Raw genomic sequence first — 12,196 nt, 5'->3', positions numbered from 1 at the left:
TGCTTGGTGTATGGTAACAAAAAAGCCGTGCGTATAGCACGGCTTTGGTTGGTTTAAGGTAAACGTAATATTATTATATATATATTATATAGCTGCTACTTGTGCTGCTACTTTACCTTTTTTTCCGTCTTCTTCTTCGTAACTTACTTTGTCGCCTTCGCGTAGTCCTTCTACCCTAAGACCTGAAGCATGTACAAAAATGTCCCTGCCTGTTTCATCGTCAGTTATAAACCCATAACCTTTAGATTCAATAAAAAATTTTACTTTGCCTGTTCGCATTGTTTTGGTAATAAAAAATTAATAATGGGTAAAGTTAGTATTATTTATTTTTCGGCAAAGGGATTTGTTAAAAAAAATGTAATATAGCTGGTTTTTTGTTTTTAAATTTATTATGTTGTAAAATTTGTTACAGTTTATTGCTTGATTTATAAGCATTGCATTTTCTGGCTAAACTTATCACATATGCCACCTGAAAGGTGCAAATGATAGCAGGCTTAAAATAATAGCCTTATTTTTTTAGTGTAATGTGCAGTTCATCAAGCTGTTTATTGTCAATAACACTTGGTGCGTCTATCATAACATCTCGGCCGCTGTTATTTTTGGGAAAAGCTATAAAATCCCGTATCGTTTCCTGTCCGCCCAAAATTGCCACAAGCCTGTCAAAACCAAAAGCAAGCCCACCATGGGGTGGCGCGCCATACTGAAAGGCGTCCATTAAAAAGCCAAACTGTGCTTTAGCCTCTTCTTCGGTAAAGCCAAGATATTTAAACATTAATGATTGTGTTGCCTTATCATGTATTCTTATTGAGCCACCTCCAATTTCGTTACCGTTTAATACAAGGTCATAGGCATTGGCACGCACTGCACCAGGATTAGTTTCTAAAAGCGCTATATCTTCGGGCTTTGGCGACGTAAAAGGGTGGTGCATGGCATGGAAACGCTCAGTTTCTTCGTCCCATTCCAAAAGTGGAAAATCTACTACCCATAATGGAGCAAACTCATCGGGTTTCCTTAAACCTAAACGCGTAGCCAACTCCATACGCAATGCGCTGAGGCGGGTACGGGTTTTGTTTGCATCGCCACTAAGTACTAATATAAGGTCGCCAGGTTGTGCACCTGTAGCCTCTGCCCATTGTTTAAGGTCGGCTTCATCATAAAATTTATCTACAGATGATTTAAGTGACCCATCTGTGTTATATTTAACGTAAACCATGCCGCTGGCACCCACCTGTGGGCGTTTAACCCACTCAATAAGTTCATCTATCTGCTTACGGGTATACTCGGCTGCGCCGGGCACCGCAATGCCCACAACCAGCTCAGAGTTGTTAAACACGCCAAATTCTTTATGCTGGGCTACTGTGTTCAGTTCTCCAAATTCCATCCCAAAACGTATATCGGGCTTATCATTGCCATACTTTTTCATAGCCTCATCATAAGTCATACGTGGAAAAGTACCTGTTTCAATGCCTTTCAGTTCTTTTAATAAATGACTGGCAAGGCCTTCAAACATTTGTATAATATCTTCCTGCTTTACAAAAGCCATCTCACAGTCAATCTGGGTAAATTCCGGCTGGCGGTCAGCACGTAAATCCTCATCACGAAAACATTTTACAATCTGGAAATATTTATCCATACCGCCTACCATAAGCAATTGCTTAAAAGTTTGTGGAGATTGCGGCAGGGCATAAAACTGCCCCTCATTCATACGGCTTGGCACTACAAAATCACGTGCCCCTTCGGGGGTACTTTTAATAAGTACCGGTGTTTCTACCTCTACAAAGCCCTTGCCTGAAAGGTAATTGCGCACTTCCATAGCTACCTTGTGGCGAAAAAGCAGGCTATTTTTAACCGGATTCCGGCGTATATCAAGGTAACGGTATTTCATGCGGAGGTCTTCGCCTCCGTCGGTTTCATCTTCAATTGTAAAAGGGGGCACCAATGCGGCATTAAGTACGGTAAGTTCTGTTACCAGTATCTCAACGTCTCCGGTAGCCATATTCGGGTTTTTGCTTTCGCGTTCTATTACAGTGCCCTTTACCTGTATTACAAATTCGCGGCCCAAGGTTTCTGCACGTTCAAAAACGGTACGGTCTGTACGGCTTTCGTCAAAAATTAGCTGTGTTATGCCGTAGCGGTCCCTAAGGTCGGCCCATATTAAAAATCCCTTGTTACGGGTTTTTTGCACCCATCCTGCCAATGTAACTTCCTGGTTTATGTTGGTGGCGTTAAGCTCGCCGCAATTATGGCTTCTGTACATTATATTGTTGTTCTGAATTTGTGCTGCAAATTTAGAAACTATTACTATATATTTATAGTTTATTGTTCATTGTTTCATCATTTGTAATTGGTGTCATTTACTTTATGTAACAATATATTTTGTTATTTTAGCATAAAACCAATTACTAATGAGATTATTATTTGCACTTTTATTTACAGTAGTTAGCCTTAACGCACAGCAAAATCTGGCAACGATAACCTTATTTGATAAAACACAGCCAAACAAAGGTTTTGCAATTACACAAAGTTATTTATCTCAGATTATAGAATTTATGCCATTAGGAAATTCTGGCAGCAATACTTACCGGGTTATATTTAATGTTACAAATGGCTTGTATGTTTTACTATGGGAAGATAAAATGCAGCCAATATATTTAGAAGAAGGGTATAAAGTAGCCATAGAAGTGGAAGAGGGAAATTTTCCTGAAAATTTGATTTTTAGGGGAGGGGGTGCGCTGGAGAATAACCTGTTGGTAACATATAGTACTTATGAATCTTCTTTTTTTAAAAAGATAAATGATAGCAAAGAAGATATTGAAGCGCAGGAAAATCTTATAAATGCCAATATTGAGTATATAAGGGATAAATTGAAGGATAAAAGGCTTAACAGGAATTTTGTGAAAGCAATGGATGATTTGGTGACGTACAAGCGAAGAAAGTGGTTTGAAGTTTTGAAACAAAATGAAAACAACCTTAAATTAAAAGGTAAGCCTTGCCCGGATTTTAAATATGAAAATTTTTCGGGAGGTACTGTTTCACCCAAAGACTGGAAGGGCCACTATGTCTATATTGATTTATGGGCTACATGGTGTGCCCCCTGCCGTGCAATACACCCCGAATTTGAAAAACTGATAACAGAGTATGCAGATGATAATATTGTATTTGTAAGCATTTCTATTGACAAGCTTAAAGACCATAAAAAATGGAGAAAGGTTTTAGAAACCGGACAACATGGTGGTGTGCAGCTTTTAGCCGACAAAGACTGGAACTCTAAACTTTTAAGAAAGTTATTGGTAAAAAGTATCCCCCATTTTATTTTGCTTGATCATGAGGGTAATTTTTTAGATGCTGATGCACCAAGACCGGGAACACCCGAGTTACAAGCGTTGTTAAATAGCACCCTGAGGGCAGATTAAAAAAACGTTTACGAATATTTTTTAGTATTTTCGTTATAAAATCCACAGGTTAATAATTATAAAGACAAATTGCATGAAGAAAATAACCATATTATTATTGTTTATTACTACAATAGTATTTGCACAAAACGATGTTGTAAGCTTTAAAGCAGATATAAAAAATGCTAATAGCGATTCTATAGTAATACGCACGCGCGGCTTTAGCCATACCATTAAAGGCCATAAAGGCTCGTTTAAAGATACATTTAAGGCATCCCCCGGATTTTACCAGCTATTTGATGGTACAGAACAAACATCGCTTTACCTTAAGCCTGGCTTTGATTTATCACTAAAGATGGATGCCAAAAAGTTTGATGAATCTATAAAATATATCGGTAAGGGCGAAAAAGAAAATAATTTTCTTGCACAACTTATGCTGGATATGGAGCAATTGAGCGATAAAATTGCGCAGGCAACCCCCGAAGAGCAAAATACAGCGATAACAGCTAAACTGGAAGCGTTAGAAAATAAGCTTGATGACCCTGAAATGGATGCCGATTTTAAAAATATGGTAAAGATGCAGCTGCAAGGCCAGAAAAAACAATTGCAAATGATGGCAGAACAAGCTGCAAAAAATAATGCATTGAACGGAAAACCTTCTCCGGTATTTAATTATGAAAATTATGCAGGGGGCAGTACCAGCCTTGAAGATTTTAAGGGTAAATATGTGTATATAGATGTGTGGGCAACCTGGTGCGGCCCATGCCGCCAGCAGATACCGTACCTGCAAAAGCTTGAAGAAGAATACAAGGATGAAGATATTGCATTTGTAAGTATTTCTATTGATAAAGAGAAAGACCATGGTAAATGGCAAAAAATGGTTGAAAGCCAATCGCTTGGTGGTACGCAGCTTTTTGCTGATAACGACTGGAACTCTGAGTGGACTAAGGGTTTTGGAATTAACTCTATACCGCGTTTTATATTGATAGATCCCCAAGGCAATATTGTTAATGCTGATGCGCCAAGGCCATCTGACCCTAGCCTTAAACAAAAGCTGGATAAACTGTTAAAAAAATAGTATACCTTTAGGTGTAGTATTTAAAAGCAATGTTAAATTTTACCTCAATGTTACCAAATTGTTAAGTGAATGTGTTTTTAATGTAAATAAATCATTATATTTGTTTAGTGATGAATGTTTAACTAAAAACACAAAGCGATGAAAAAGATTATTTTTGCAGCATTGTTCTTATCAGCCGGCATATTATCGGCGCAGGATATAAAACCAAAACACGAAATAGAAAACAATATAATTAAGTCTACCTATTATTATGATAACGGTAATGTAAAACAGTCCGGTTATTATAAAGATGGTAAACTTCACGGTGCATGGGTTGCTTATAATGAAGATGGCACAAAGCAATCTATGGGAGAGTATGTAAACGGCCAAAAAATAGGCAAATGGTTTTTCTGGACCGGAGAAACCTTAAACGAAGTTGATTATGCCGATAGCCGTATAGCCCAGGTAAAAACATGGAGTAAAGATGCTGTTGCTGTAAACAAATAATAGCTAACCTGATTTTTTAAAAATGAAAAGCCCCGCAAAATTCAATTTGCGGGGCTTTTGTTTTATACCATTGTTGGTTTTTTCTTCTTTTCTTTATTGTTGCGACCCCACCATATCAAAAAACCGGTAACGGGCAGCATAGCGCAGATAAAGCTTACTATAAAAGCTATTATTTTCCCCGGTATGCCTAATATGGCACCCACATGTATGTCATAATTAGCGGTTATAATCTTTTCGCCAAAATTCTTTTCGCTATGGTCACGTACATGCAATAGTTTGCCGGAATACTGGTCAAACTGCAATTGATGGTACACATAATACTTGCCTTTATACGGTTGCACATACGCCTCTATAGCGTTAATACTGTCTTCAGCTTTTCCTATACTAATGGCATCGGCGTTAGGATATTTTTCCCAGGTTATTGCACTGGCAATATCTAAAGCCCTGTCGGTATCGCCATTACTAATTACCGATTGTTTGTGTATCACTTCCGGCGGGGTTAGGCTTTGTGACCCCGCAACATATACTATGGCCTGAAACCATGTAAAGGCCCACACCATACCCGTAAAGGCTATAATTATAGCAATAAAAGAAATATAAAAGCCCAATATATTATGCAGGTCATAATTTTTACGGCGCCACTTTGTACTGTCTTTCCACTTAAATGCAAAACGTTGTTTGCGTGCCGCCTTGTTTTTTGGCCACCATAGTATAATGCCGGAGATAAGCATTATTACAAAAATAAAAGTGCCCCAGCCGACAATAACCTGCCCAATTTCGGTTTTAAGCAACAGGCTCCAGTGCAGCATTTTTATGATGTTAAAAAAATCTTTCTCTTCATTATAAACACCTAATATGTTTCCAGTATAAGGGTCTACATATATATGGTAATAATATTCTATAGTATCAAAATACCAGATGGAAGATGTATCTTCATTAGCCTTATAGCAATGAAATTCAAATGCTTTTTCAGGGTCTTTGTAAACATGCATATCCCCAAGGGCTATGGTATCTCCTACGGCCTGTAGCGTTTTGTTCCATATTACGCTGTTGGCAAGCCTTTTTTCTTTAACCTGCGGCACATACATAGCCTCACTACGTTGCCATTCGGTAATTTCCTGGCTAAAAACATAAATACAGCCTGTAGTACCCAGTAAAAGAACAATAAGCCCGGAAGCTAAACCGAGCACAAGGTGGATCCTGCCGATCCAGTATTTAAAATCCTTCTTTTTCTTCTTCTTTTTATGCATAGGGCTGCAAATATATAAAAAGCATGCCCCTGCAAATGCAGAGGCATACTATTCAAAAATATTAGAATTTATAAGTAACGTTGGCCGAGAACGAACGCGGCTTTTGTGGGCTTATGGTAGACCAGCCTTTGTAATACTCTTCGTTAGTAAGGTTATCAAGCTTTAGCGTAATAGTAAAGTCTTTTACATCGTAAAACACCGAAGCATTAAGAACAGTATATTCCGGTAGTGCAAAGGTACCTGCTACATTCCTGTTATAAATTTTACTTTCAGAGCCGTAGTTTCCACCAAAACCAAGTCCGAAACCGTTTAACAACCCGTTACCAAATCTATAACTTGCCCAAAGGTTAGCAAGATTTTGCGGGCCAGCGCTTTCGGGTCTGTTGCCTTTAAAATCAGAATCGCCTGCTACGAGTTTACTGTCGTTATAACTATAGCCGGCTATAAGATTTAAGCCTTCAACAGGGTTAGCCGTAATAAAAGCCTCAAAACCTTTACTGGTTTGTTTTCCATCTTGTAAATTAAGGGTTGAAAGGGTAGTGATAGTAGGGTCAGCCGGGTTATTTGTTACACTGGTAATGCTGTATACCATATCATCTACTGTAATGTCATAATAACTTAGTGTAGCGGTTAACTTGTTGTTGAGGTTTACTTTTACTCCACCTTCAAACTGTTTGGCATGTTCCGGCTTAAAGGTGCGTGAGGTGTTGGTTGATGCTATTACAGCACCTGTGCCGTCAGTTGTTGTAGAAGTATCAGTACCCGGTGCAACATTACTAAACCCATCCATATAGTTGGCAAATATTGATACTACATCAAGTACCGGTTGGTACACTAAGCCAAACTTAGGTGAATAAGCAGTCTGGTTATAATCATCAGACGAAGTGCTCAGGTTCCCTTTATTAGAAAAGCGGTCTACGCGAAGGCTTATCATGGCCGAAAGTTGTGGCAGGAAGTTGATAACATCAGATCCGTAAGCGCTGAATATTTCTTCTTTGGTTTTAGAAGGCGTAGCCTGGTCTCCTGATAGTATTGCGTTCATCCCGGCCTGGCTAAGTACACCTGTATCATCGCTGGTAGCAGTAACACCAAAGGCATTCATAACACCTGCAAACTTATCAAAATTGTTACCTATATAAACATATCCGTTGCCATAGTAGCCTGAACTGTTATTTACAACATTGCGATTGAAATAATCAACGCCTACTACCATGCGATTTCTTAAGCTGCCAATGTTAAAATCGCCAATAAAATTTTGCTGTGCATCAACACCATAGGTTTCAGAGTTTTGTTTGCTCATATAACGTGCAAATAAAAGACCTTCCAGGTTGTTATCCGGTAAAAGCGCTTCTGCAGTGCTGGTACCTTCGTATAAATAAGAATAAAAACCTTCTGATTTGGCTGAAGTTCTTGAAACTACGGTTTGAGATTTCCAGTGCTCATTTATTTTGTAGTTCATTTGTGCCTGCAGGTTAAACGTAGGGGTATCTATATACAAATCATTACTGGTATAAGAGCGGTTCCTGTCATAACCAAAGTCCTTCAGGTCGTTTATATTATTAACATGTAGTGGTGTTGAGCGGTCAAAAAACAGCATACCGGTATTGGTACCTCTGTTATTGTAAAATTCAGTATTTACAAAAAAGTTAAGCCTGTCATTTACTTTATATGTTAGTGACGGGGCTACAAAAAGTGATTTTCTGAAACCGGCATCCTGATAAGAATTTTCGGTATGGTAGGCAGCGTTTAGCCTTACAGCTACTTTCTTTTCAGTTCCTAAAGGGGTATTAATGTCTACCATATAGCGGTTAAGGCCATACGTTCCGCCTGTGTAAGATATATTTCCTCCAAAAGTGTCATAAGGTTTTTTGGTGGTAATGTTAATAAGGCCACCATATGATATAAGGCTACTGCCAAATAATGTGCCTGATGGGCCTTTAATTACATCTATACGCTCTGTGTTTTGAGGGTCTGCACTACCGTTTGATAGAGACGGTAATCCGTTTACCATGGTAGGCTGTACATCAAAGGCTCTAAGCGTGAAGTAGCCTGCACCGTCGCTACCCCTGCCGGTAGATTCCCACAATCTGTCTAAACCAGGTACATTTTTAAGGGCATCGTCCAGGTTTGTTACCAGTTGCTCGTTCATGAGTTCGGCAGTAACCGTATTATATACCTGTGGGTTCTCTATGTCTTTCAGGGGCATTTTTGCTACAATATCACTTTTTGTGCGTGCAAATTTGTTACCATTTCCGTTAATGATCACCTCGTTAAGCTCTTCATGGCTTATAGACAGGGTAACATTTTTGGTAAAGGTTTCACCCGCTGATATAGTTATGCTTTCTTCAACCGGGGTAATACCCACAGAAGTAAGCAGCAGGGTATATGAACCGGCTTTAACGCCCCTAATTTCATAAAACCCCTGTGTATTACTCACAGCAGTATAATTTGTACCTTTTAATACCACAGAAATATTTTCTGCCGGGGTATTATCATTCAGAATAATGGTTCCGTTTATCCTGCCGCGGTCCTGTGCCCAAAAGGTAAGGCTGGTACACAACGTAAGGCAAAAAAACAGTTTTTTTAATGTATTTGCGTTCATTTTATTATGGGTATTACAATTTTCGGGCACAAAAGTAAGCGGCAATACTATACCACGCAACATTATTTTTAATTATTCTAAATAAAATTAGTTGTATGAATTATATCTGTATCATTTATAGTTTATTAGCGTTAAAAAAATCATAAAAAAAGTCCCGGTTGCAAACCGGGACTTTCAAAAAATGCATGTTGTAATTTAGTGTTTGGCTGTAAAACCATCATCGCTTAATTCGCGGTGCTGGTAATCGGCAACCATAAGTTCATCAAAATTGGTTTTCTCTTTTTTAGAAACACGCCTTATAATACCGTCAAAAATTGAATATACCACCGGTACAATTATAAGCGTAAGGAAAAGCGAACTGATAAGCCCCCCGATAATTACCCAGGCAAGGCCATTGTTCATCTCGGCTGCGCCTCCTTTGGCAATGGCAATAGGTATCATACCAAAAACCATTGCAATTGTAGTCATCAAAATAGGGCGGAGACGGGCATGGTTAGCCTGTACAAGTGCATTAAAGGTTGTTTCGCCTTCGGCCTTACGTTGGTTGGTAAAGTCAACCAGAAGTATTGCATTTTTACATACAAGCCCAATAAGCATGATAATACCCAATATGGTAAAAATGTTTAGAGTATTGTTGGTTAATGCAAGCGCTATAAGTGCCCCGATAAAGGATAGCGGTACCGAGAACAATACCACAAACGGATACACAAAACTGTCATATAGGGCAACCATTACAAGGTATACCAATATAATAGCGGCAAGCAGCGCTATACCCAGGGTACCAAAACCTTCGCTTTGGTTTTCCATATCACCACCCCAAACATAATCTACTCCGGCAGGGCGCTCTAATTTGCTAAATTTAGTTTCCCACTCAGCAGCTACGTCACCGGTAGGCCTACCTACCGTTTGCCCCTGTATGGTTACTGAGGTACTTTTATCGCGCCTTTCCAGCAAACTTGGCCCAGATCCCTCTGTTACGGTGGCAAACTGGCTTAGTTTTATCTGCTGGCCCATAGCATTGGTAAAGGTAAGGTTACGCACATCATTAATATTCATACGGTCATACGCGCCAAAACGTATGTTTATATCATATTCATACTGGCCTGCCCGGAATTTTCCGTCGGTATTACCGTTAAAAGCTGTTTGCATGGTTAAACCTACAGTTTGCAGGTCTAAGCCAAGAGCCGACATTTTATCGCGGTCAACCTTAACATCTACTTCAGGAGAACCGGCTTCAGAAGTAAGCTTGATACCTGTTGCTCCTTTAATATCAGCCAGTTCGGCAGCGGCCCTGCGGGCAAAATCTGACACACTCTCAAAGTCGTTACCGGTTATAGTAAGTGCAAGCGGGGCTTCATCGGCACCACCCATAATACTTACCGGTACCGTTTTTACCTTAGCGCCTACCAGTATCTTTTCAAGCTCACGCTTGGTTTTGGCAGCATATACAAATGAGTTGTCTTTACGCTCTTGGCGGTCTACCAGTGTTACTGTAATTTCAGATTTGTAAAATGTAGTCTGAGATCCGGCAAAACCTTCACTGGTCTGCCCTACTGTGGTAATAAGGCTGGTGATTTCCGGCTTACTGTCCAGGTACGCTTCTGCCTGCTGGGTAAGAAAGTTTGTTTGCTCCAGAGAGGCATCTTTTGGTAACTCTAACTGCACCATGAATTGGCCCCTGTCTAACTTAGGGAAGAATTCACCCCCTACAAAACCGGCACCTACCAACGCAACAGAGCCAAAGAAAAGCAAGATTACTACAACAAGGCTTATTACTTTATGCCACCTTGTGCCTAATGACCATTTAAGTATGTCACTTACCCAGTGTGTAAACCTGTCAAGGCCTCTTTCAAACCCTAATATTATTTTGCCAAAAAAGTTTTTACCTTCTATATGCTCCAGCTTACCAAAGCGGGAAGAAAGCCACGGTATTAAAGTAAAAGAAGATAGTAATGATAGTAATGTGGCAATAACCACTACCACACAGAATTGTGTGATAATATTACTTACCAGCCCTGTACTCATGGCAATAGGCAGGAACACTACAACAATTACCAACGTAATGGCCGATACGGTAAACCCGATTTCTGATGTACCGTCAAAAGCAGCGCGTACACGGTTTTTACCCATCTCCATATGGCGGTAAATGTTTTCGAGCACCACAATGGCGTCATCCACAAGTATACCTACCACCAGCGATAAACCAAGTAAGCTCATCAGGTTAAGGGTATAACCCATAAGGTAAATACCTATAAAAGTAGCTATAAGCGATGCCGGAATAGATACCATTACAATAATAGCGTTCCTGATACTGTGAAGGAAGAACAGCATTACAAATGCCACCAGGAATACAGCCAAAAACAAGTCATGTATTACACCATCGGCTGCTACAAGGGTAAACTCAGAGGTATCATTTGCAATCTCCAGTTTTAGCCCTTCTTTTTCATAAGCCTTTTCAATATTTTGTACTTCTTTGCGCACATCTTCACTTACCTGCACTGCATTGGCTTCTGTTTGTTTGGTAATTTGTATGGCAATAGCCGATTTTCTGTCAACGCGCGATATTTTTTCGGCTTCTTTCTGGCTATCCTGCACATCGGCTATCTGGCCAAGGCGTATTTGGGTGCCGTTATCAGAATATACTACCAGGTTTCGCATTTCTTCTACACTTTTGTATTTACCAGAAAGGCGTACCAGCATATTGTTTTCACGTGTTTTAATGCTACCGGTAGGGAAATCAAGGTTAGAGCCCAATATTAATTGCTGTACCTGGGGTATACTAAGTCCATAGCCCTTTAATTTTTCCTCGTCAAGGTTTACCTGTATTTCACGCTCCTGGCCTCCAACAAGTGTTACCTGTGCCACACCATTAATACGAGACAGTAATGGCTCAATTTTTTTATCAAGCAGATCATAAAACGCTATTTCGTCCATGTTGCTTGTTGCCCCTAAGGTAATTACAGGGAGGTCACTTAGGGAGAATTTAACCAGTGCCGGAGGGTCGGCATCTTCAGGCAAATCTTTCTCTATGGCGTTTATTTTACGCTGGGCATCGTTAAGGGAATAGTCGGCATCGGCCTCCGGTTCCAGGGTAACCATTACCAACGAAAGGCTTTCGTATGATTTTGATTCTACTTTTTTTACAAGTTCAAGCGATGCAACCGCATCCTCTATTTTCTTTGTTACCGTATTTTCTATCTCACCTGGCGATGCACCCGGATAAACGGTAGAAATGGTAATAACATTCATTTCAAACTTAGGGATCAGCTCATAAGCAAGGTTGTTAAAGCTAAAGATGCCCCCAAGGGTGAGTATGATGAACAACACTATAATAAGCGTTGGCCGTTTTATTGATATTTCTGCTATTTTCATGGATATATTTTTAAAG

The 12,196-nt window shown here is 39.7% G+C and carries 8 protein-coding genes; 3 read left to right on the top strand and 5 right to left on the bottom strand.

Annotated elements, in window-relative coordinates:
• Positions 1-84: 84 nt before the first annotated feature.
• Both ABS766_RS01960 and aspS read right to left on the bottom strand, forming a co-directional pair.
• On the bottom strand, positions 85-279 hold the full coding sequence (locus ABS766_RS01960; RefSeq protein ID WP_408083406.1) for a cold-shock protein: 195 nt from the start codon (positions 277-279) through the stop codon (positions 85-87).
• A 229-nt stretch (positions 280-508) separates the two neighbouring features.
• A complete protein-coding gene (gene aspS / locus ABS766_RS01955; protein ID WP_408083405.1) occupies positions 509-2,257 on the bottom strand; it encodes an aspartate--tRNA ligase in 1,749 nt (582 codons plus the stop codon).
• 148 nt (positions 2,258-2,405) lie between these two features.
• Here aspS and ABS766_RS01950 point away from each other — a divergent pair, with 148 nt between their 5' ends.
• From ABS766_RS01950 to ABS766_RS01940, 3 genes are all read left to right on the top strand, one after another.
• Complete coding sequence (locus ABS766_RS01950; RefSeq protein WP_408083404.1) at positions 2,406-3,413, top strand: TlpA family protein disulfide reductase; 1,008 nt, start codon at positions 2,406-2,408, stop codon at positions 3,411-3,413.
• Positions 3,414-3,486: 73 nt separating this feature from the next.
• The gene (locus ABS766_RS01945) at positions 3,487-4,470 is read left to right on the top strand and encodes a TlpA family protein disulfide reductase (RefSeq protein ID WP_408083403.1); all 984 of its coding nucleotides are present in this window, start codon (positions 3,487-3,489) and stop codon (positions 4,468-4,470) included.
• Positions 4,471-4,608: 138 nt separating this feature from the next.
• The gene (locus ABS766_RS01940) at positions 4,609-4,956 is read left to right on the top strand and encodes a toxin-antitoxin system YwqK family antitoxin (protein ID WP_408083402.1); all 348 of its coding nucleotides are present in this window, start codon (positions 4,609-4,611) and stop codon (positions 4,954-4,956) included.
• Positions 4,957-5,018: 62 nt separating this feature from the next.
• Here the strand turns inward: ABS766_RS01940 and ABS766_RS01935 are convergent, their stop codons facing one another.
• The 3 genes from ABS766_RS01935 to ABS766_RS01925 form a co-directional block, all read right to left on the bottom strand.
• Positions 5,019-6,206: a PepSY-associated TM helix domain-containing protein gene (locus tag ABS766_RS01935; RefSeq protein WP_408083400.1), complete on the bottom strand. Its 1,188-nt coding sequence runs from the start codon at positions 6,204-6,206 to the stop codon at positions 5,019-5,021.
• Between the two features lie 61 nt (positions 6,207-6,267).
• The gene (locus ABS766_RS01930) at positions 6,268-8,871 is read right to left on the bottom strand and encodes a TonB-dependent siderophore receptor (protein WP_408083399.1); all 2,604 of its coding nucleotides are present in this window, start codon (positions 8,869-8,871) and stop codon (positions 6,268-6,270) included.
• Between the two features lie 132 nt (positions 8,872-9,003).
• Positions 9,004-12,180 (bottom strand): efflux RND transporter permease subunit, encoded by a 3,177-nt coding sequence (locus ABS766_RS01925; RefSeq protein ID WP_408083398.1) that lies wholly within the window; start codon positions 12,178-12,180, stop codon positions 9,004-9,006.
• Positions 12,181-12,196: the final 16 nt, after the last annotated feature.

This window comes from Flavobacterium rhizosphaerae, from assembly GCF_046000445.1.
Classification (GTDB): Bacteria; Bacteroidota; Bacteroidia; order Flavobacteriales; family Flavobacteriaceae; genus Flavobacterium; species Flavobacterium rhizosphaerae.
This window is presented reverse-complemented; position numbering and strand designations above follow the sequence as displayed.

Excerpts from the sequence above, each read along its gene's own strand:
- ABS766_RS01940 (WP_408083402.1), top strand. The coding sequence starts at position 4,609 with ATGAAAAAGATTATTTTTGCAGCATTGTTCTTATCAGCCGGCATATTA.
- ABS766_RS01930 (WP_408083399.1), bottom strand. The coding sequence starts at position 8,871 with ATGTTGCGTGGTATAGTATTGCCGCTTACTTTTGTGCCCGAAAATTGT.
- ABS766_RS01935 (WP_408083400.1), bottom strand. The coding sequence starts at position 6,206 with ATGCATAAAAAGAAGAAGAAAAAGAAGGATTTTAAATACTGGATCGGC.
- ABS766_RS01950 (WP_408083404.1), top strand. The coding sequence starts at position 2,406 with ATGAGATTATTATTTGCACTTTTATTTACAGTAGTTAGCCTTAACGCA.
- ABS766_RS01960 (WP_408083406.1), bottom strand. The coding sequence starts at position 279 with ATGCGAACAGGCAAAGTAAAATTTTTTATTGAATCTAAAGGTTATGGG.
- ABS766_RS01925 (WP_408083398.1), bottom strand. The coding sequence starts at position 12,180 with ATGAAAATAGCAGAAATATCAATAAAACGGCCAACGCTTATTATAGTG.
- ABS766_RS01945 (WP_408083403.1), top strand. The coding sequence starts at position 3,487 with ATGAAGAAAATAACCATATTATTATTGTTTATTACTACAATAGTATTT.
- aspS (WP_408083405.1), bottom strand. The coding sequence starts at position 2,257 with ATGTACAGAAGCCATAATTGCGGCGAGCTTAACGCCACCAACATAAAC.